Source organism: Brevundimonas vitisensis (assembly GCF_016656965.1).
GTDB lineage: Bacteria > Pseudomonadota > Alphaproteobacteria > Caulobacterales > Caulobacteraceae > Brevundimonas > Brevundimonas vitisensis.
In genome coordinates, this window is sequence record NZ_CP067977.1 from 2,363,590 (window position 1) to 2,384,718 (window position 21,129).

The window sequence follows — 21,129 nt, forward strand, 5'->3', positions numbered from 1 at the left end:
CCGCTTCAATCGTTGGACAGGGTGCTGGTGACCGAGACGTCATAGACGACGCGGGTGATGCTCTGGACGAACTCGAAGAATTTTCGGGCCTCGGCGGAATCGGAGCGAGGCACATACAGGACGTCGTCGGGCTGGATCAGGAACCTCCCGGCAGCGAAGAAGCCGTCCGGCTCGGCCAGGTCCAGGCGATAGACCACCGGCACGCCGCGGGGCGTCGGAGCCTGGGTCAGGCCCAGGGCCTGGGCCACCTCGGGCCGCTCGAAGCGGAAGACCATGACGGCACGGGCATTGGCGGACTGGGGATCCAGACCGCCGGCCCGGCCAAGCGCCCCGGCCAGGGTCAGCTCGCCCGCGCCCATGTCGGTCTCGGACACCGAGCCCAACGCCCCGAAGGCGGCATAGCGCCGGGGACGATGAACAAGATTGACCTGATCGCCAGGGGCCAGGCGGATGTTCTGTCCGAACTCGCTGTTCAGGGCGGACAGGGGGGCTGACCAGCTGTCGCCGCCGCGGCGCACCACGACCGTAACGTCCTCGGAGGGGCGCGAGGCCCCGCCTGCCGCTGCGATCACGTCCAGCACGCGGTTGCCGTTGACGTTCAGCGACGTCCGGCCCGGATTGCGAACTTCGCCCAGGACGGTGACGCCGTTGGACGGATTGGAGGCGATGGACACCACCACCTGGGGCGCGGCGACCTTGCCCACCAGGGACCGACGCACGGCCTCGGCGGCCTGGGGCGCGGTCAGGCCGACGACACGGACCGAGCCAGCAAACGGCACAGCGATGCCGCCCGATCGGTCCACCGTCACCGGCGGCAGGGTCTGGTTGCCGGACTGAACCGAGGCACCATTGCCGCGCGGTCCGAACAGGGTGCCGCTGGGCTCGAAGATGGCCACGGTCAAGGTGTCGCCGATGCCGATGACGTCGACCGGGGCGTCGCTGTCGGCACCGGCCAGGCTGGTCCCGGCCGGGGCGGAGACCAGGCGGATCCGCTCGGCCACGGCGGCATCCAGATCGACCAGGACATAGCCGGACTGATCCGCGCTGGCCACGGAACGGCCGGACGGTCCGTCGCGGGGCAGGGTCTGGCAGCCGGCCAGGGCGGCGACGATCAGCAGGGACAGGACCGCTCGGGTCATGGACGCACACTCCGCAGAACATCCTGCTTACCGGCAAGGGGCAGGTTTGCGAAGGCCGCTACCTGTTCGAAATGGGCCGGCCAGGTTGGCGCCTTGAACGACGGGCCAGGGGCCAGGGTTGCGACCGGGGTTGCGGTGGCCTGGGCAATGGCGGCCATCCAACCCAGACCGTCCAGTGGATCAATCAGCTGCGCGCCCGCCACCAGCTCGCGATGGACGGGGATGTCCGAAGCGATCAGGGGCACGCCCATGGCCATGGCCTCGACCGCTGGAAGGTCGAAGCCCTCCTCCGACGACGGGGCCAGGACGGCCCTTGCGCCGCGCATCAGCCGGGCCAGGGCCGCATCGGGCAGGTCGGCCGCCTGATGCACCAGCCCTTGCAGATTGGGCGAGCGCTCCAGATGGTCCATGACCGCCTCATTCTCCCAGCCCTGCCGGCCGATCAAAACCAGACGCGGCGTGGCCGGACCCATGCGCTCTTCCAGCCGTCGCCAAAGGGTCAGAAGGAAGGCCAGATTCTTGCGGGCTTCCAGCGTCCCGACATGGACGAAATAGGGCGGTTCGGCGGGAGTCCAGCCCGGCGTCAGGAACCGGGACTCCAGACCCAGGGGCGCGGCCAGAACCGGCGGCGTGGCGATGTCCTCGCGCGCGGCAAAGGCCGACAGCTGCTCGCCGGTATGGGCCGAGTTGACTACGATCCGGTCGGCGTGGCGCAGGGCAACCCGCATCCGCGTGCGATGGCGGGTGGCCTCGCCCGGACGGCAGAACTCGGGGTGAGTGATCGGGATCAGGTCGTGGATCAGGATCAGAGGGGCGACCCCCGCCGCCGTCAGTTCGCTGAGGACGCGGGCGCTGTTCAGGCCGGTGTGGCCAACGTTCACATACAGATCCCCGCGTCGCAGTCGGGGCAGGGGACGACCTCGCAGCAGGCCCTGCAGCACCTGTCGCCCATGATCGGGAGCGGCGGGATCGAGGCCGATCAGGCTGCGTCCCCGCTGGGTAGCACCAAGGGCCTGGACCAGCCGGATTTCGGCCTCGGCCGGGGCTTCGTCCGCAGAGCCCGACCAGCGCGCCCGAAGCTGGGCCACCGTCTGGGCGAACCAGCGCGGGTCCAGCGCCCCCAGTTGGTCCCGCACGATCCGGACCGGGGTCAGGGTGATGCCCGAAAGCGAGACCAGCCATTCGGCATAGGCCAGGCAGACCCGGTCCACCCCCGTCGGCGCGCGCCGCCCGCCCCGATGGAGCAGCCGCGTCGCGTCGAACAGGACCCGCTGCGTCATCTCACCCCGACGCGGCCATAGAGATCGGCCAGTCGCGCCTGATAGGCCTCGGGCGTGAACTTGGCCGCCTGGATGCGGCCGCGTGCCGAGAGATCGGCCGCCAGATCGTCGTCGGCGGCCAGGGCGCGGAAATGGCGGGTCAGGCCGGTGACGTCATAGGGATCGACCATCAGGGCTGCGTCGCCCGCCACCTCGGGCAGGGAGGCGGCCGTCGAGGTGATGACCGGGGTGCCCAGGCTCATGGACTCCAGCACCGGCAGGCCGAACCCTTCGTACAGCGACGGAAACACGGTGCCGCGCGCGCCGCGGATCAGATCCACCAGCAGGGAGAAGGGCAGAAAGTCCCACAGCAGCAGCTTCTTCTTGCGGACCGCCTTGTCGCGCCGCGCCTGATGCATCAGGGCCGTCTCTTCCTCGTCCAGCCAGGCCCGGCCGCCCACAACGATCAGAGGCTGGCTGACGCCCGAGGCCAGATAGGCCTCGACGATCCGGGCCAGGTTCTTCTTGGGTTCGATCGCGCCGAAATAGAGGAAGTAGCCCTTCCACGGCACCTTGAAGACATTCTCGATCGTGGCGGCGACCTCGGTATCGTCCTTGGCCAGAAGGCGCGGGGGGATGCCGACCGACTGATAGGTATTGGTCACCCGGTGCTCGGGCACGCCCAGCAGGCGGATCACGTCCTGGCGCGTCGCCTCGGACACCACGGCGATGTGGTCGGCCTTCTTCGCGATCTTGCGGCACAGGCGCAGGAACATGCGCTTGTTGTCCAAGGTGGTGTGCGGCAGGCGCAGCGGGATCATGTCGTGGATCGTATAGACATTGGCCATGCCCCGTGCCCGCAGGGGCATGGCGGTGGTCCAGTGCATGACGTCCGGTCTCGACACGGTCGGGTGACCCCGGAAACCGACCGGGGTGAAGACCTTGGACTGGCCGAAGGCTCCGCCCGCCAGGCCATAAATGCGCGGCGAACTCCAGAAGGCGCTGACCGGCGGGCGTCCGCCGCCGCGTGCCGGCCAGATGATCTCGTCGGTGGGGGCCACGGCCCGGGCCGGTCGGCCGAACCGACCGGTGTGATGCTCCCACGCCCGGCGCCAAGGCCGGACATTGGGCGAATAGGCGTCGGTGAGAGCGATCTCGTTCAGCAGCTCACGCCGGTTGAAGGTGGCGGCGGGACCGTAAAGGACCTGGGTCTCCATCCCCATGGCATTGAGGTTGGACAGCAGGTTGCGCCCATAGGTGGCGATGCCGGAGCCCTTCTTGAGGGCCAGGTTCATGCCGTCGATGCAGACGGTGGTCTTAGAAGAGCCAGTCATCAGGCCACATACCCCGCCTGCATCAGCTCGGCGATGTGGATGATGGCGGCGGGCCGTCCCTCGACCACCACGAACAGGGTCGAGATGCGGTTTTGGGTCAGGATGTCGACCGCATCGCTCATGCGGGCATCCGGGCCGACGACCTTCGGGTCCCGGCTCATGATGTCGGCGGCCGTCAATGCGGTAATGTCCCGCGCGAAGGCCCGGCGCACATCGCCGTCGGTGATGACGCCGGCCAGGGTGCCGTCGTCCGAAAGAACGGCGACCGCGCCCTTCCGTCCCTCCGTGATGGCCGAGACGACCTCGGCGAAGGTCGCGGCATGGCCGACGGTGGGGGCGGGCGCATGGGCATCGCCCATCCAGTCGCCGACGCTCTGCAAGCTCATGCCCAGCTTGCCGCCGGGGTGGTGCAGACCAAAGGCTTCGCGGCTGAAGCCGCGCCGGTCCATCAGCACCATGGCCAGGGCATCGCCGAGCGCCAGGGTCATCAGGGTCGAGGTGGTGGGGGCCAGACCCTCGGGACAGGCCTCGGCCACCTGGGGCATGGCCAGGACCACCTGGGCGTTGCGGCCGAGGAAGCTGGACGGCCGCTGCGTCAGGCCGATGACGGGAATACCCTCGCGCTGGCAGAAGATCAGCGGGTCACGCAGTTCCCGGCTCTCGCCCGAGTTGGAGATGGCCAGAAGCGTCGTGTCATGGCGCAGCATGCCCAGGTCGCCATGGCTCATTTCCGCCGGATGGACGAAAAAGGCATTGGTCCCGGTGGAGGCCAGGGTGGCGGCGATCTTGCCGCCGATATGGCCGGACTTGCCCATGCCGGTCACCACGACATAGCCGGGGCGACCCATGATGATGTCGCAGGCCCGGGCGAGGCTGTCGTCGATCGTGCCTTCCAGAGCCTGCAGGGCCTGGATGTTCAGCCGGATCACCGCACGGGCGCGCTCGATCATAGCGGACGGCGAGGCGGCAAGGGTGTCGGCGGTCATTCACAGCTTCCAGGGCGCCCTTGCGCGGGCATTTATGGAGTGGCGAATTGCAGCATCCGGACCGGTTTCACAATGGCGAGACGAACGCCGTGTATCGGGTGCGATCGATAAATCGGGCCGCCTGCCCAACCTTTGCCGGACTGAAGCGTTAGCGCCGACGGGGCAAACAACAACGACCATTGGAACCGTATGACCGTCCACGCCGGAAGCCTGACCCATATCCTGCCACCGCCGCCGATCGAGACCTTGCGGCGTCCGGCGCTGTTTCTGGATATGGACGGTGTGTTGGCTCCGCTGGCCCCGCATCCCGACGACGTGGTGCCGGTGGCGCGACGGACGGCGGTGCTCAAACAGCTGATCCAGCGACTGGACGGCCGGGTAGCGATCGTCAGTGGACGGACGTTGGCGGAGATCGACAGGATCAGCGATGGGGCGGCCCAAGCTGCCTCGGGCGTGCATGGACTGGAGCGACGCGGCGCCGACGGGGTTTCGGTGCGGGACGAAGCCGATCCGGCGGTGAAACAGGCCGTGGCGGCCTTCAACGCCTTCGCAGCCGAACGGCCGGGCGTTGTCGTAGAGGACAAGGGCGTGGCCGCCGGACTGCATTACCGCAGGGCACCCGACCAAGGTGGTGCGGCTCAGGCCTTGGCCAGTGAGATCGCCGACCGGACGGGACTGGTGCTGCAGCCGGGCTCGATGGTGCTGGAGTTGAAGACGCCCGGCACCGACAAGGGCACGGCGGTGACGGCCTTCATGGATCAGCCGCCGTTCAAGGGGGCATTCCCCATCATGGTCGGCGACGACCTGACCGACGAGCATGGCTTTGCTGCGGCGACGGCGTTGGGTGGGTTCGGCGTCCTGGTCGGCCCGCCGCGCGAGACGGCGGCACGCTACGGCCTGGCCGATGTCGACGCCGTCCTGGATTGGCTGGAGGCCGTGGCGGCGTCCGTTTCGGAGACCCCTGCATGACCCAGACACTGGATCTGTTCCCCATCGGCAACTGCGCTGTCAGCGCGCTGATCGACCGGACTGGCCGCTTCGTCTGGGCCTGCGCCCCGCGCGTGGACGGCGATCCGGTCTTTTCGGCTCTGATGGACGGCGATACCCCGGAACACGGATTCTGGGCCATCGAGCTGGAGGGGCTCTCCAATGTCGATCAGGCCTATATCCGCAACACGCCCGTGCTGCGGACCGTTCTGACGGCCGAAGACGGAGCATCGATCGAGATCATCGACTTCGCGCCGCGCCATGCCAAGAATTCGCGGACCTATCGGCCTCTGGCGTTCAGCCGGATCGTGCGTCCCCTGGCCGGAGCGCCACGGATCCGGGTTCGCCTGCGTCCTGCCGCAGACTGGGGCGCGCGCCGGGCCCCGACCACGGCGGGATCCAACCACATCCGCTATGTTTGTCCCGAGGTCACCTTCCGGCTAACGACCGACTGTCCGGTGTCGCATGTCACAAGCGAGCGGACCTTCCGGCTGGAGCGGCCCCTGGCCTTCTTCTTTGGACCGGACGAGGGTTACGATCAGGCGGTCGGGGCGGGGGTCCAGGCGGCCCTGGATCGCACGGTCGACTACTGGCAGCAGTGGGTGCGGACCCTCTATCTGCCGCTTGATTGGCAAGAGGCGGTGATCCGGGCGGCCATCACCCTGAAACTGTGTGCCTATGAGGAGACGGGGGCCATCGTCGCGGCCATGACGACCTCGGTGCCCGAATTCCCCGAGAGCGGTCGCAACTGGGACTATCGCTACTGCTGGATCCGGGACGCCTATTACACGGTGCGGGCTCTGAACCGGCTGGGCGCGGTCGATATCCTGGAGAACTACCTCGTCTATCTGCGCAATCTCGTGGACGACTCGGCGGGCGGCCATGTTCAGCCCGTCTATGGCGTGGGTCTGGAGGAGGACATCGACGAGCGGATCGTGACGTCAGTCGCCGGCTATCGCGGGATGAAGCCGGTCCGGGTGGGAAATCAGGCGCGCGAGCATCTGCAGCACGACGTCTATGGCCAGATCGTGCTGCCGCTGGTTCAGGCCTTCTATGACCACCGGCTGCTGCGCCCCGGATCCATCGAGGATTTCCATGCCCTGGAGAAGGTCGGAGACCGGGCCTTTGCCATGCACGACCAGGTCGATGCCGGCCTGTGGGAGTTCCGCACGATCGCGCGCGTGCACACCTATTCATCCGTGATGTGCTGGGCGGCCTGCGACCGGCTGGCCAAGGCGGCGGACCACATCGGCCTGGGACACCGGGCCGAGTTCTGGCGGGAGCGGGCTGCAATCATCCGTGCCCGGATCGAGAAGGAGGCCTTCTTGCCAGAAGAAGGGCGTTTCGCGGCCAGCTTCGGGGGGCAGGAGCTGGACGCCTCGCTGCTGCAGCTCACCGACCTGGGCTTTCTGGACGTCCGCGATCCCCGCCAGGTCGCGACATTCGATGCGGTGGAGCGCGACCTGAAGAAGGGAGCCTATCTGTTCCGCTATATCGAGGCGGATGACTTCGGCGAGCCGGAGACGGCGTTCAACTTCTGTACCTTCTGGTTCATCGAAGCCCTGGCGCTGAACGGGCGAACCGAAGAGGCGAGGGTGATCTTCGAGGACATGCTGAGCCGCCGGACGTCGGCGGGCCTGCTGAGCGAGGACATCTCGATCGAGGACGGCCAACTGTGGGGCAACTATCCCCAGACCTACTCGCTGGTCGGGATCATCAACTGTGCTGTGCTGCTCAGCCGGTCCTGGACGGATGCGCGCTAGGGCGGTTCACGAAAGCGTTATGCCACCTTTTTGCCATCAAGGCGTTGCGACGGCATGAGCCGTCTTATCGTCGTATCGAACCGTGTCTCCGCCCCCAAGGATCCTGCTGCCGGCTCTGCCGGTGGGCTGGCCATGGCCCTGTCCGCAGCCCTGCGGACCTATGATGGATTATGGTTCGGCTGGTCCGGCGAGACGATCGAGACCTTCACCGGCGAAGCCAAGATCGAGGACCGGGCGGGCGTCACGGTGGCGCTGGTCGATCTGGAGCCGCAGGACGTCGACGAATATTACAACGGCTATGCCAACAAGACGCTTTGGCCGCTGTTTCATCATCGACTGGACCTGACAGCCTATGAGCGGTCCTACGGCGAAGGGTATGAGCGGGTGAACCAGCGGTTCGCCGAGGTTCTGGCCCCCATGCTGGAACCGGACGACATCATCTGGGTGCACGACTACCACCTGATCCCGATGGCGCGCGATCTGCGCCGGCTGGGCGTGACCAATCGGATCGGCTTTTTCCTGCATACGCCGTGGCCGGTGCGTCAGCTTCTGGTGACCCTGCCGCATCATCGCCGACTGGTGGAATCGCTGTTCGCCTATGACCTGATCGGTTTCCAGACCGAGGAATGGCTGGATCTGTTCCGCGACTACGTCATCTCCGAAGCCCGCGGCGAGCTGGCGGGGGACAATGGGCTGGAGGCCTTTGGCCGCAAGGTCTGTGTCGGGGTCTATCCGATCGGCATCGATGTCGAAGACTTCATGGGCGCGCGAGATTCACCTGCGGGTCTGCGGACCTATGACCGGATGGCTGCCTCGTCTGCCTTCCGCTCGATGATGGTCGGGGTTGACCGGCTGGACTACTCCAAGGGTCTGGAAGAGCGGATGCTGGGCTACGAGCAGTTCCTGCATGACAATGCGGAACTGCGCGGCGATGTCTTCCTGGTCCAGGTGACGCCGATCAGCCGCGATGACGTGGACACCTATCAGGACATCCGCGCGCGGCTGGATGCCCTGGCGGGCCGGATCAACGGCGAATATGCCGACATGGACTGGCAACCGATCCGCTATCTGAACCGGGGCTATCGACGCGATCAGCTGGCGGGCATCTATCGCGCCGCACGTGTGGGGCTGGTGACGCCGCTGCGTGACGGCATGAATCTGGTGGCCAAGGAATATGTCGCCGCTCAGAACCCGGACGATCCGGGCGTTCTGATCCTGTCGCGCTTTGCCGGCGCGGCGGAACAGATGGGCGAGGCGCTGCTGGTCAATCCGTTCAGCCGCGAAGAACTGTCGGACGCCATCAAGACGGCCCTGACCATGCCGCGTGAGGAACGCATCCGCAAATGGACTGCCCTGATGAAGGTGGTGCGCGATACTGACGTGGCCATCTGGCGCGACGACTTCGTGCAGGCGTTGCGGTCGATAGAGGTTGCAGACGACGGCGACCGCCCGCTCCACCATCAACCGCGCGCAGACGCGGCCTGAGCCAAGGGGCCCGTTCCATCATCCATGGAACGGGCCTGAACTTTAGAAGATTTCGAACAGTCCGGCCGCACCCATACCGCCGCCGACGCACATGGTGACCACGCCGTATTTGGCACCGCGCCGCTTGCCCTCGATCAGGACATGGCCAGCCATCCGTGCACCGCTCATGCCGTAGGGGTGACCGATCGAGATGGCCCCGCCCGACACGTTCAGCCGGTCCATCGGAATACCCAGGGTGTCGGCGCAATAGAGCACCTGGACCGCAAAGGCCTCGTTCAGCTCCCAGATGCCGATGTCGTCGACCGTCAGGCCGTGACGCTTCAGAAGTTTGGGCACGGCATAGACGGGGCCGATGCCCATTTCGTCGGGCTCGCAGCCGGCCACGGCCATGCCGCGATAGGCACCCAGCGGCTGCAAGCCGCGCTTCACCGCCTCGCCGGCCTCCATGATGACCGATGCGGATGCCCCGTCCGACAGCTGGGACGCATTGCCGGCGGTGATGAACTCCCCCTGCTGGATCTCCTCGCCGCCGCCGAAAACGGGCTTCAGCGACTGCAGGCCCTCCAGTGTCGTTTCGGGGCGGTTGCCCTCGTCCTTGGACAGGGTGATTTCCTTGGAGGAGGTCTGCCCCGTCGCCTTGTCCGCCACCAGCATGGTCGTGGTCATCGGCACGATCTCGGCATCCAGACGGCCTTCAGCCTGGGCCTGGGCCGTACGCTGCTGCGATTGCAGCGCGTATTCGTCCTGGCGGTCCCGCGAAATGCCATAGCGACGCGCCACCACCTCGGCGGTTTCCAGCATGGACATATAGATATGAGGCGACAGCTGCAGCAGCGCCTCATCCTTCATGCGGTACAGGTTCATATGCTGGTTCTGGACCAGGGAAATGGACTCCAGGCCGCCGCCGACCGCCATCTTCTGTTGATCGAAAACCACCTGTTTGGCGGCGGTGGCGATGCCCATCAGGCCGGAAGCGCACTGACGGTCCAGGCTCATGCCCGGCACCGATGCGGGCAGGCCGGCGGCCAGGGCGATCTGGCGAGCGACATTGGTGCCGGTTGCGCCCTGTTGCAGAGCCGCGCCCATGACCACGTCCTCGATCTCGGCAGGGTCGACGCCTGCGCGGGCGACCGCGTGCCGGACGGCATGGGCCCCCAGTTGCTGGGCAGCAGTATCGTTGAAGGCTCCGCGATAGGCGCGCCCGATCGGGGTGCGAGCAGTGGAGACGATGACGGCTTCACGCATGGTATCCTCCTTGGGGGCTGTCGGGCCTCTGCCCGACTTCAGCCTGGTTTTCTCTGGATCGGTCTAGGCTGCTGCCGCAGGGTAAAGACAAGAGCCCGGCGCACGTCGCCGAAGGTGGCAAGCCCCGCAGCCGGCAACATCAGCTGCCGCTGAAGCTCTTGGCCTTGGTGAGTTCGACCATGCCCTGGGCTGCGCCCATTTCCGGGATGATCTCTCCGGTTCGGTCCGAAATGGCGTCGATGCGGGCTGCGACCTGTTCGGGCGCGTCCGGTCCGGTGATGAACTCGCCCTGGGTCAGGGTGACATAGGCGCGCTCGAACCCGCCGGCACCGGCCGCCAGGATGCAGCGGCTGGGCGCGTTCTCGCTGACCAGATACAGAAGGCCGGGCGTCACCATGTCGGGACCCAGCAGTTCCAGCGGCAGAGCAGCCCCCAGGTCCTCGGTCATGCGGGTGTGCGCGGTGGGAGCCAGGCAGTTGACGCGGACGTCGTTCTTGGCCCCCTCGATCGACAGGGTCTGCATCAGGCCGACCAGGGCCATCTTGGCCGCGCCGTAATTCGACTGGCCGAAATTGCCATACAGTCCAGAAGAAGACGTGGTCATCACGATCCGGCCGTAGTTCTGGGCCCGCATGATGTCCCAGACCGCCTTGGTGCAGTTGACCGCGCCCATCAGGTGGACATCGACGACGAAGCGGAAGTCATCCAGCGACATCTTGGCGAAGGTCTTGTCGCGCAGCACCCCGGCATTGTTCACCAGAATGTCGATCCGGCCCCATTTGGCCATGACCTCGGCCACCATGGCCTCGACGGCAGCAAAATCAGTCACGGACGCGCCATTGGCCATGGCTTCGCCGCCGGCGCCCTCGATCTCGGCTACGACCTGCTGGGCCGGGGTGGCGGACGATCCCTCTCCATCGCGGGCAACCCCAAGGTCATTGACCACGACCTTTGCCCCGCGTGCTGCCAGCGCCAGCGCGTGCTCACGGCCAAGGCCGCCCCCGGCGCCCGTCACGATCGCCACCCGTCCGTCGAACCGCATCGTCATCTTCATGTCTCCCTTGGACTTCCATTGCTCCTAGAGCCTGGCTGGAAAAAGGGGAATCCTTGGACCGGCGGAAAACAGATCGATCGAATGGGCGTTGGTAGGGGGTAAGTTGGCCCGCCCCCGCAGATCGTGTTGAAATGGCGCCACAGTTGCCACAATCCGGTTGGATGAGCGGAACCGCACAGAGGGCAGGCCGTTCGGGCATTCGACGGCTGAGCGCAAGCTTTGCCATCTGGGCATTTCAACTGAGTAATGAGGATACGATGAAGCTGAAACTTCTCGCCAGCGTCGCGACCGTGGGCCTGTTGGCCGCCGGCGCCGCCGCGGCTGAACCGAACGGCTGGTACGGCGCTGTCGATGCCGGCTGGCACACCGTCAACGACGTGACCTTCGACAGCGAAGGCACCGGTGGTGCCAGCTGGGAAGTCGAAGTCGAGGACGGCTGGGCCGCCTTCGCCCGCCTGGGCTACCGGTTCAACCCGAACTGGCGCGCCGAACTCGAGGGCGGTTACCGCTCGGGCGAGCTGGGCAACTTCCAGCGCACGGCCCCGTCGGCGGCCAACATCTGTGCCCCGATCGCGACCGGTGCCTGCGATGTGCCGGACGGTGACATGGAAGTCGCCTCGCTGATGGCCAATGTCATCTATGACTTCGGCGATGCCTCCTGGACCCTGCGTCCCTTCATCGGCCTGGGTGTCGGTGTGGCCCGCGTGAACACCGACTTCGTCGGCACGCTCAGCAACGCCGGTGCTGCCCGCACGACCAGCATTGCCGCCGACGACAGCTCGACCGAGCTGGCCGGTCAGGCCATCGCCGGTCTGGCCTGGGCGATCAGCGATCGCGCCAACGTCGACCTGACCTACCGCTACTTCGCCACGACGGCCGATTTCGACACCTTCACGTCGAACGCCGGTCTGGCCCAGGGCAACTTCGACGGTGACTATAACGAAAGCCACGCGGTGACGCTGGGCCTGCGTTATGCCTTCGGTGCGGCTGACGCCCCGCCGCCGCCGCCCCCGCCGCCGCCGCCGCCCCCGCCGCCTCCTCCGCCCCCGCCGCCTCCTCCGCCGCCGCCGCCGCCTCCGGCTCCGGTCCAGGCGCGTCAGTTCGTGGTGTACTTCGACTGGGATCGCTCGGACCTGACGGCCGAAGCCCGCTCGATCATCACCCAGGCGGCCAACTACGCCAAGTCGGGCCGTCCGACCCGTATCCTGGTCGTCGGCCACGCCGACACCTCGGGTTCGGCCGCCTATAACGTCGGCCTGTCCAACCGCCGCGCCCGCACCGTTGCGGACGCCCTGGTGGCCCAACAGGTCAACGGCGGCGTGATCTCGCTGGACGCCAAGGGTGAAACCGCCCTGGCCCGTCCGACGGCTGACGGCGTGCGTGAGCCGCTGAACCGTCGTGCGACCATCGACATCAACTTCTAAGACCCTTCGGAGACGGGCCTGGTCACAAACCGGGCCCTGATCCCGGGCTTCGGCCCAAAGGTCGGCGAAGTTGTCGAAACAAACATCAGCGCCGATCCGGGAAACCGGGTCGGCGCTTTTGCTGTGGGGGGGGGGGCGGGCCACACGGCGCGAGCGCACGGTCGACGCCAAGTCGAAATCGTGTATCGATGATGGGCTAGTGCTGAGGCGTTTTCCGTTTTGCTGACCCGTCCCGATCCGATCGACGCGCGGACCTCCGCACCGGACGCGCCAGCGGAGTCCGCCGCTCCGGGTCTAAACACCGGGCCCCTTGCGGGTCGCCGTTTCCTGATGGTGTCGCTGCCGTTCGGGCCTTTCGGACGCCTGTTCTGCGCGGCTCTGAGAGAAAGGGGCGCTCAGGTCGACCACCTGGTTGTGAATGCGGGCGATGTCATCAGTCGCCGGGGGCCAGGGGCCGTCGTCTACCGCGGCCCGGTGGAGCAGTGGCCGTTTCGCCTCTCGAGCATGGCCGGCGCCTATACCGACATCGTGGTCTTTGGCGAGAGCGGTCCGTATAACGCAGCCGTACTCAGGCCCGTCAGGCCGCTGCCCGTCCGGGTCTGGGTGCTGGAGAACGGCTATTTCCGGCCCGACTGGGTGACGCTGGAGCGGGATGGGGTCAACGGATCCAGCGCTCTGCCACGCGATCCAGCCGCCTATGCCGACACCCCGTCACTCAAGCCATTTCATGCGGTGGGACGGGTCACGCCCTCGCTCGTGGCTCAGATTAGTCTTTATTATCTGGTGGAGTTGCTGGGGCGACCCTTCTTCCCCGTTCATCGCCCGGCGTTTGCCGTCCAGCCCTGGCGTCAGTGCCTGGCCCACATCTGGCGCTATGGGACCCAGGCCGTGACCTATGCGCCCCGATTGCGGGCCGTGCGGCGGGCCATCGGACGCGGTCCCTATGTCGCGGTCTGTCTGCAACGCGAGGGCGACAGCCAGCTGACGCGCCATTCCGACCTGACCGACAATCGTGCCTTTCTGGATCGGGTCATCGCCAGTTTTGCTGCCCATGCTCCCCGAAGCCTGCGGCTGATCGTCAAGAACCATCCTCTGGACCCCGGCGTCCTGGACATGGGCCGGATCACGCGGGGCGTGGCGCGGGTTCATGGGGTCGCGAACCGCGTGGACTATGTCGACGCCGGCCTCCTGGCCGAGCTGTGCAGGGGCTCCAGGGGGTTGATTGTGAACAACTCGACCGCCGCCCTGTCGGCGCTCGGCTGGGGCGTTCCGGTCAAGGCGCTGGGGCGCGCCCTGTTCGATATCGATGGCCTGACGGATCCCCGCCCGCTCGATGCCTTCTGGCACGATCCGATCCAGCCGGACCCCGACCTGTTCGAACGCTTCCGCGCCCATGTCATCGCGCGGACCCAGATCAACGGCAATTTTCACGCGCCGGCCTGGCGCGCCCGAACGGCGCAGAGCCTGGCGGATGCCCTGGTCGAGCGGGCGGACTGAAACCTGCGGGCTCTGTGCGTCGTATGATCTGCAGACGCCGCACCCGAGGATCGCCATGACCCGCACTCGCCTGATGATCGCCGCCCTGTTCGCCGCCGCCGCCTGCGGTCAGGGAGAGGCCGTCAGCCGCCCCGCCGCAGTGGGGGCCGAGGCCGCTTCGGTCCAGGACAGCGGTCGTCGCGAAACGGCCGTCTTCGCGGGAGGATGCTTCTGGTCGGTAGAGGCCAATTTCGAGGCCATGCCGGGCGTCGTCTCGGCCGTTTCGGGATTTGCGGGCGGGCGCACCAGCAATCCGACCTATGATCAGGTGGTCCGCGGTGGCACGGGCCACCTGGAAGCGGTGCAGGTCACCTATGACCCGGCGCGCATCAGTTACCGCCAGCTGGTCGACCGGTTCTGGCGCACGATCGACCCGACAGATGCGGCAGGTCAGTTCTGCGATCGCGGCGCGCCCTATGGGACGGCTGTATTCGCAACGACGGCTCAGGCCCCGGCGGCCAATGCCTCTCGCGCCGCCGCCGCCGCCGTGATCGGCCCTGCGCGATTTGTCACACCCGTTCGGGCCGCCGCCCGCTTCTGGCCAGCCGAAAGTTACCATCAGGATTTTGCCCGGCGGAATCCGGCCCGATATGGCGGTTATTCGCGTTTCTGCGGCCGTGGCGCGCGGCTGAGGGCCGTCTGGGGTGCACAAGCGGGGGCCTGAAAACACCGGTGTGGCTCTTTGGTCACCCCCTGTGGTCGTCACATCTCTGTCATACGACTGTCGTCCCAGCTTGAGGATGCGGGCCTAGAGGGGGCGACATTACGGCAGGTCTGTCGCCTGTCGCCTGGGGCCATTGGCCTTACCATCTGGGGATAGATGACCATGATGAACCGCAAACGCGTGTTCTGGGCGACCACCGCCCTCGTGACCGGCCTGCTCGTAGCCGGTGCTGCTTCCGCCCAATCGACCGGCACCGTCGCGTCTGAAGCGACCGACGTCGATGAACTGGTCGTCACCGGCGTCCGTGGCCCGCGCGAAGTCGGCGGCGCCGTCGCTCAGACGGTCGACAAGACCCGCTCGACCATCACGCAAGAGCTGATCGCCCGTCAGAACCCCGGCCAGACCATCCTGCAGTCGCTGAACCTGGTCCCCGGCCTGAACTTCACCAACTCGGACCCGTACGGCAACTCGGGCGGTAACCTGCGTCTGCGTGGCTTCGACGGCAACCGCGTCGGTCTGGCCTTCGACGGCGTGCCGCTGAACGACACCGGCAACTACGCCACCTACAGCAACCAGCAGCTGGACCCGGAACTGATCGAGCGCGCCTCGGTCAACCAGGGCACGACCGACAACGACAGCCCGACGGCTGCGGCCATCGGCGGCATCATCAACTACATCAGCTCCATCCCGTACGAAGAAGCCGGTGTTTCGACCACGGCCTCGATCGGCGAGTTCAACTATCACCGCGTGTTCCTGCGGGCCGACACGGGTGCCTTCGGCCCCTGGGGCACGACGGCCTATGCGACGATTTCGAACACCCGCTACGACAAGTTCAAGGGCCCGGGCGAACTGGAAAAGAGCCAGTTCAACGCTCGCCTGTACCAGAACCTGGGTGACGGCAACTTCGCCTCCATCTCGGCGCACTGGAACCGCAACCGCAACGATTTCTACAACAACTTCGTGAACCTGGCCCAGTTCAACGCTGGCGGCTATCTCGAGAATGACATCGCCTGCTTCCGTCCTGCCGGCGTCAACGGCTCGGTGCAGAACGAAAGCACCGGTTCGGTCCGCATCCTGTCGGACGGCAGCTCGGCCACCGGCAGCTGCACCAACTATCACGGCCTGCGGATCAATCCGTCGGACACCGGCAACATCCGCGGTAACTTCAGCTATGGCCTGACCGACAGCTTCCGCATCACGATCGACCCCTCGTTCCAGTATGTGATGGCCAACGGCGGCGGCTTCACCCTGGTGCAGGAGCGTGACGACCGTCTGGACCGCAACAGCGCCAACAACTCCACCGCCTGTCTGGCCGGCAACAACCTGAACGGCGGCGTGGACCTGAACGGCGACGGTGACAGCTGCGACAACGTCGGCCTGTACACTCCGTCGAACACCAACACCCGTCGTTACGGCGTGCTGGCCTCGGCGATCTGGGACGTCACCGACAACCACCGCCTGACCTTCTCCTACACCAACGACTATGGACGTCACCGCCAGACGGGCGAGGCCACGCGCTTCAACCAAGGCTCGGAGCCGTTCGAAGTGTACGGCGGCAAGGAAGGCTGGGGCGACGAAACCCGCCGCGTCTTCGGCACCGACGGCTCCTTCTACCGCTCGCGTGACCGTTTCTCGGAAGCGATCCTGAACCAGTTCTCGATCGACTACCGTGGCCGTTTCTTCAACGATGCCCTGACCATCCTGGTCGGTGCCCGTGCGCCCTTCTTCGCGCGGAACCTGAACCAGTTCTGCTACACCCAGAACGGCACCTCGACGGTCCTGTGCACGACTCAGCCCGTCGCCACGACCCTGGCCAACGGCAACGTCCAGTTCGCCGGCAACACCAACCAGTATGTCGCCCCGTACTCGCAGCGCTTCGAGTATGACGACATCCTGCCCAGCTTCCAGGTCGGCTACGACTTCGGCGAAAGCAGCGTCTACGCCAGCTACTCCGAGCAGATCGCCGTGCCGCGGACAGACAACCTCTACACCGCCTTCCGCAACCCCACGGCGACCACGCTCCAGCCGATCGCCTTCAACGACGTCGAGCCCGAGTTCACCAAGAACTACGAAGTCGGCTATCGCTACACGACCTCTTCGGTCGTGGCTTCGGCGGCTATCTTCCAGAACGACTACAGCAACCGCGTGGTCTCGACCCTGGACAATGATCCGACCTCGGAAACCTTCAACACCACCATCGATCGCAACATCGGTGAAGTGTCGTCCTACGGTGCCGAAGGTTCGATCGGCTGGTCGGTGACCGACGCCATCTCGCTGTACGCCTCGGCCACCTATCTGAATGCCGAGCTGCAGGAAGACCAAATCGTCGGTTCGTTCACCTGCCCGGCGGGCGGCGTGACGACCCCGGGTGCCAACGGCTTCGGCTGCACGCCCAACCAGCGTTCGCCCCTGATCATCCCGACGGCCGGCAAGAAGGTCGTCGAGACTCCGGAATGGATGGCCACCGTTCGCGGTGACTGGCTGGTCACCGAGAACCTCTCGGTCGGTCTGCAAGCCAAGTGGGTCGACGAGCGCTTCACCACCGACGTGAACGACGAACTGGTGCCGTCCTACACGGTCGTCGATTTCGACGCCCGCTATGACCTGACGGACGTGTTCGGCGTCAAGAACGCCTATGTGCAGGTGAACGTGTCGAACCTGTTCGACGAGGAATACCCGATCAACATCTCGTCGGGCACCAACGCTCTGCCGATCGCCGATGTGAACCCCAATGCGGGCGTCAACTCGCGCTCGGGCTCGCCGCGGACCTTCGGCATCGGCGCCCCGCGCACGGCCGTGATCACCCTGGGCACGCGCTTCTAAATCCAGAAGCGCACCGCTCTAAATCTGATGAAGGCGGCTCCGAAAGGGGCCGCCTTTTTCTTGTTCTGGGGCTACCACTGGGCGCGCGGCACCTCGCGACTGGAGCCCATATTTGTGGGGGCGTCTGTGCTTGCCGCGCGGTCGCTCGCGGCTTGATCGATGGCCATGGTTGTCGGCACTGCCGTTGAACTGACACCGACGCATGTCTATGTGGCGCGGCTTGCCTCTTGGCCGATCAGGACCGCCGCCGATGACGACCGTTTCCGCCTCCATCGCCACCGCGCCGATCCCGGCGGAGTGGGCCCCGCACCGGGCGATGTGGGTCGGCTGGCCCAGCCACGCCGATCTTTGGGAGGACAACCTGGAACCGGCGCAGGCCGAGGTCGAGGCCCTGGTCCGCGCCCTGGCCGGGCCCGGCCGGGAGCAGGTGCGCCTGATGGTCGGTCATCCCGAGGCCCTGGCCGAGGCCAAGGCGCGGTTCGCGGGCGTAGCTGGGGTGACCGTCGTCGATGGACGCTTTGGCGACATCTGGCTGAGAGACACCGGCCCCATCTTTGGTGAGGGATCGGCCAATGCCGCCGCCTTCCGCTTCAACGGCTGGGGCGGGAAGTATGAGCTGGAGCATGACGATACCGTCGCCGATCAGATCGGTGCGGCTTCCGGTGTTACGCTGACCCGCCACGATGTGGTGCTGGAGGGCGGGGCCCTGGATCACGATGGGCGCGGCACCATCCTGACCACGCGGCAATGCCTGCTGAACCCCAATCGCAATCCCGGCTGGACGCAGGATCTGGCCGAGGCGGCGCTCGCAAAAGCCCTGGGGGCGCGCAAGGTGCTGTGGCTGGGCGACGGCCTGCTGAACGACCACACCGATGGCCATGTCGACAACCTGGCCCGGTTCGTGGCGCCGGGGGTGGTGGCCTGTCCGGTAGCCTGGGGGCGCGGTGATCCCAACGACGATGTCTATGACGCGGTAGCCCAGGCCCTGTCCCAGATGACCGACGCCGACGGCAACCCGATCACCGTGCTGCGCCTGCCGTCACCCGGTTTCGTCGGTGACGAGGACGAGAAGCCCGTGCCGGCCAGCCACATGAATTTCCTGATCGCCAATGGCGCGGTGATCGTGCCGACCTATGGCGACGCGCGGGCCGCCGACCTGGCATGCCAGGGCCTGGCCACCGTATTCCCCGATCGCAAGATCATCCCCCTGCCGTCCCTGGCCATCCTGTCAGGCGGAGGATCGTTCCACTGCATCAGCCAGCAGGAGCCCGAATAATGACCCGCACCATCTCAGTCGCTGCCCTTCAAACGTCCTATGGCGAGGACATGGAGGCGAACATCGCCAAGACGGCCAATCTGGTGAAACAGGCGGCATCGCAGGGCGCGCAGGTGATCCTGCCGTCGGAGCTGTTCCAGGGGCCTTATTTCTGCGTCAGTCAGGAGGAGCACTGGTTCGGCACCGCCTACGCCTGGCGCGAGCATCCGGCGGTGATCGCCATGGCGGACCTGGCCAAGGACCTGGGGGTGGCCATTCCGGTCTCGATCTTCGAGCGGGAGGGACCCCACTATTTCAACAGTCTGGTCATGCTGGATGCCGACGGCTCGCCGCTGGGCGTCTATCGTAAAAGCCATATTCCGGACGGCCCCGGCTATCAGGAGAAATATTACTTCCGGCCCGGCGACACGGGCTTCAAGGTCTGGTCCACGCGGTTCGGACGGGTCGGCGTCGGCATCTGCTGGGACCAGTGGTACCCAGAGACGGCGCGGGCGATGATGCTGATGGGGGCCGAGGTCCTGATGTACCCGACGGCCATCGGCACCGAGCCGCACGACGATACTCTGGACACCGCCCAGCCGTGGCGGCGCGCCATGCAGGGGCACGCTGTGTCCAATGTCGTGCCGGTGGTCGGCGCCAACCGCATCGGCCATGAAACGGTGACGGCGGCAGGCCAGACCTTTTACGGCCATTCCTTCATCGCCGATCATCGCGGCGATCTGGTCCAGAGCCTGGACCGGGAGGAGGGGGTGCTGGTCCACAGCTTCGACCTGGACTTCCTGGACCGGCACCGGGCGGCCTGGGGCTTCTTCCGCGACCGGCGGCCTGAACTGTATGGCGCGCTGGCCAGCCCGCGCCCGGCCTAGTTCAGAGCGAGCGCCCGGCGTTCGGCGGCACAGCCGGGGTTGGTCAGGCCGCTGGCCCGGGCGGCGTCAATCTCGGCCCGCGCGGCCTGGGCGTCGGCGATGAACTCGGGCGTGGTGGCCACTTGCGCAAAGACTGTGCGGCCCACTTCGGCGCCTGCGGCGACGTCGCTGGGCCAGACCAGGCCGCAGACAGCAGCGCTGTGGCCGATGGCGGCACCCATGCCGCGCACGGCTTCGGCGCGGTCGGGGGCCAGCAGGGCCAGGGCCTCACCATAGGCGACTCCGAGGGCGGCAGCCCCCGAGGGCCAGGACGGCTGAGCCTGCCGCGTCGCCGTCAGCCGGACACAGCTTCGCCGTCCCGGCTCCATCGCCACCGGGCCCGGACGACCCTCAGCCGGGCGAAGGGCCGTGATGCGTGCCATCACATCGGTGGCGAGACGGGTCATCAGGCGGTCCAGCGCTGGCGTCGGTAAAGCCTCTATGCGCGTGCCGAGGCGGCAGTCGAAATGCTGGACGGCCAGCGTCGGCGACAACTCGGCATGGGCTGTGGCCATGAACCAGCGATCGGTATCGACCAGAGCCGCCAGGGCCAGCGATTGCTGCCGGTCCGTTGACGAAGGCTCGCTGGGGGCTGGGCCCGCGGCCATGGCTGGCGCGGGCAGATATCCCGCCAGTGCCGTCGTGGCCGTTACAGGGCGTGCGGTGGTGCAGGCGGACGACAGGATCACCAGACCGGCGGCAGCGACGGCTCCGGCCGCTCGCCGCGCGCGTTTCACCGGCCCGCGCTCCAGCTGAGCTGAACGGAGGTGGTGCCGTCTTCGGCCGGGGCCGCGACGACCTGCACGCTGGCCCCGCTGCCGTCCGGCGATGCAGCGGCATAGGCGCGAGCCTCGCCCTGGTTCATCGCAGAGATCGAGGTCAGGCCCGCAGTCTCGGCCCGCTGCTTGTAGAAGCCGACGACAACATCCGGCGCGGCTTTGGTCGTGAAGGAGACCAGACCGCCGGGACCATCGGCACCGTCCGCGAGCGTCGCGGGCGCGCTGACGGCGGCATCCGGATAAAGGGCCGCAAAGACCGGAACCTGGCCCTGTGGGGTGGCCGCGGGGCCTGTATTCGGCGCTGGCGACGAGGCAGCGTCCGATGCGCGACCGGCTTCGGCGACCGTGCCCTGATCGGTCGCTTCGGCTTCGGTGGGGGCAGCACCGCGCGTGTCGCAGGCGGCCAGAGTCAGAACCACGGCCGCCATCGCCAGCATCGGCTTTTTCAAAACCATCATCCTCGTCGTACT

At 66.8% G+C, this 21,129-nt stretch carries 17 protein-coding genes; 9 read left to right on the top strand and 8 right to left on the bottom strand.

Going from position 1 to position 21,129, the window contains the following annotated elements:
• Positions 1-5: 5 nt before the first annotated feature.
• The 4 genes from JIP62_RS12050 to JIP62_RS12065 are packed head-to-tail and all read right to left on the bottom strand — an operon-like array spanning position 6 to position 4,718.
• Positions 6-1,139, bottom strand: coding sequence for a polysaccharide biosynthesis/export family protein (locus JIP62_RS12050; RefSeq protein ID WP_201102413.1), 1,134 nt, complete (start codon positions 1,137-1,139; stop codon positions 6-8).
• Positions 1,136-2,419 carry a glycosyltransferase family 4 protein gene (locus JIP62_RS12055; RefSeq protein WP_201102414.1) on the bottom strand — a complete coding sequence of 428 codons (1,284 nt, stop codon included), beginning with the start codon at positions 2,417-2,419 and terminating at the stop codon, positions 1,136-1,138. Before JIP62_RS12055 ends, JIP62_RS12050 begins: the two co-directional genes overlap by 4 nt.
• Positions 2,416-3,732: a glycosyltransferase family 4 protein gene (locus JIP62_RS12060; protein WP_201102415.1), complete on the bottom strand. Its 1,317-nt coding sequence runs from the start codon at positions 3,730-3,732 to the stop codon at positions 2,416-2,418. The genes JIP62_RS12055 and JIP62_RS12060 overlap by 4 nt, the downstream gene beginning before the upstream one ends.
• On the bottom strand, positions 3,732-4,718 hold the full coding sequence (locus JIP62_RS12065; protein ID WP_201102416.1) for a KpsF/GutQ family sugar-phosphate isomerase: 987 nt from the start codon (positions 4,716-4,718) through the stop codon (positions 3,732-3,734). The genes JIP62_RS12060 and JIP62_RS12065 overlap by 1 nt, the downstream gene beginning before the upstream one ends.
• A 189-nt stretch (positions 4,719-4,907) precedes the next feature.
• Here JIP62_RS12065 and otsB point away from each other — a divergent pair, with 189 nt between their 5' ends.
• The 3 genes from otsB to JIP62_RS12080 are packed head-to-tail and all read left to right on the top strand — an operon-like array spanning position 4,908 to position 8,953.
• Positions 4,908-5,687, top strand: a complete 780-nt coding sequence (gene otsB / locus JIP62_RS12070; RefSeq protein WP_201102417.1) for a trehalose-phosphatase — start codon at positions 4,908-4,910, stop codon at positions 5,685-5,687.
• Positions 5,684-7,468, top strand: a complete 1,785-nt coding sequence (locus JIP62_RS12075) for a glycoside hydrolase family 15 protein (RefSeq protein WP_201102418.1) — start codon at positions 5,684-5,686, stop codon at positions 7,466-7,468. Before otsB ends, JIP62_RS12075 begins: the two co-directional genes overlap by 4 nt.
• A gap of 54 nt (positions 7,469-7,522) precedes the next feature.
• Entirely contained in the window at positions 7,523-8,953 is a 1,431-nt protein-coding gene (locus JIP62_RS12080; protein WP_201102419.1) for an alpha,alpha-trehalose-phosphate synthase (UDP-forming), read from the top strand.
• Positions 8,954-8,995: 42 nt separating this feature from the next.
• Here the strand turns inward: JIP62_RS12080 and JIP62_RS12085 are convergent, their stop codons facing one another.
• Together JIP62_RS12085 and JIP62_RS12090 are read right to left on the bottom strand one after the other, a co-directional pair.
• Positions 8,996-10,198, bottom strand: a complete 1,203-nt coding sequence (locus JIP62_RS12085; protein ID WP_201102420.1) for an acetyl-CoA C-acyltransferase — start codon at positions 10,196-10,198, stop codon at positions 8,996-8,998.
• Positions 10,199-10,337: 139 nt separating this feature from the next.
• Positions 10,338-11,246: an SDR family NAD(P)-dependent oxidoreductase gene (locus JIP62_RS12090; protein WP_201104743.1), complete on the bottom strand. Its 909-nt coding sequence runs from the start codon at positions 11,244-11,246 to the stop codon at positions 10,338-10,340.
• 263 nt (positions 11,247-11,509) lie between these two features.
• Between JIP62_RS12090 and JIP62_RS12095 the strand changes: the two genes are divergently transcribed.
• The 6 genes from JIP62_RS12095 (at position 11,510) to aguB (ending at position 19,841) form a co-directional block, all read left to right on the top strand.
• On the top strand, positions 11,510-12,676 hold the full coding sequence (locus JIP62_RS12095) for an outer membrane beta-barrel protein (RefSeq protein ID WP_201102421.1): 1,167 nt from the start codon (positions 11,510-11,512) through the stop codon (positions 12,674-12,676).
• Between the two features lie 504 nt (positions 12,677-13,180).
• Positions 13,181-14,173 carry a capsular biosynthesis protein gene (locus JIP62_RS12100; RefSeq protein ID WP_230974746.1) on the top strand — a complete coding sequence of 331 codons (993 nt, stop codon included), beginning with the start codon at positions 13,181-13,183 and terminating at the stop codon, positions 14,171-14,173.
• 55 nt (positions 14,174-14,228) lie between these two features.
• Entirely contained in the window at positions 14,229-14,876 is a 648-nt protein-coding gene (gene msrA, locus JIP62_RS12105) for a peptide-methionine (S)-S-oxide reductase MsrA (RefSeq protein ID WP_201102423.1), read from the top strand.
• A 156-nt stretch (positions 14,877-15,032) separates the two neighbouring features.
• On the top strand, positions 15,033-17,699 hold the full coding sequence (locus tag JIP62_RS12110) for a TonB-dependent receptor (RefSeq protein WP_230974747.1): 2,667 nt from the start codon (positions 15,033-15,035) through the stop codon (positions 17,697-17,699).
• Positions 17,700-18,015: 316 nt separating this feature from the next.
• On the top strand, positions 18,016-18,975 hold the full coding sequence (locus JIP62_RS12115; RefSeq protein WP_230974910.1) for an agmatine deiminase family protein: 960 nt from the start codon (positions 18,016-18,018) through the stop codon (positions 18,973-18,975).
• On the top strand, positions 18,975-19,841 hold the full coding sequence (gene aguB / locus JIP62_RS12120; protein ID WP_201102425.1) for an N-carbamoylputrescine amidase: 867 nt from the start codon (positions 18,975-18,977) through the stop codon (positions 19,839-19,841). The genes JIP62_RS12115 and aguB overlap by 1 nt, the downstream gene beginning before the upstream one ends.
• Here the strand turns inward: aguB and JIP62_RS12125 are convergent.
• Both JIP62_RS12125 and JIP62_RS12130 read right to left on the bottom strand, forming a co-directional pair.
• Positions 19,838-20,617 (bottom strand): phosphatase PAP2 family protein, encoded by a 780-nt coding sequence (locus JIP62_RS12125; protein ID WP_201102426.1) that lies wholly within the window; start codon positions 20,615-20,617, stop codon positions 19,838-19,840. The genes aguB and JIP62_RS12125 overlap by 4 nt on opposite strands.
• A complete protein-coding gene (locus tag JIP62_RS12130; RefSeq protein WP_201102427.1) occupies positions 20,614-21,117 on the bottom strand; it encodes a hypothetical protein in 504 nt (167 codons plus the stop codon). The genes JIP62_RS12125 and JIP62_RS12130 overlap by 4 nt, the downstream gene beginning before the upstream one ends.
• Positions 21,118-21,129 lie beyond the last annotated feature (12 nt).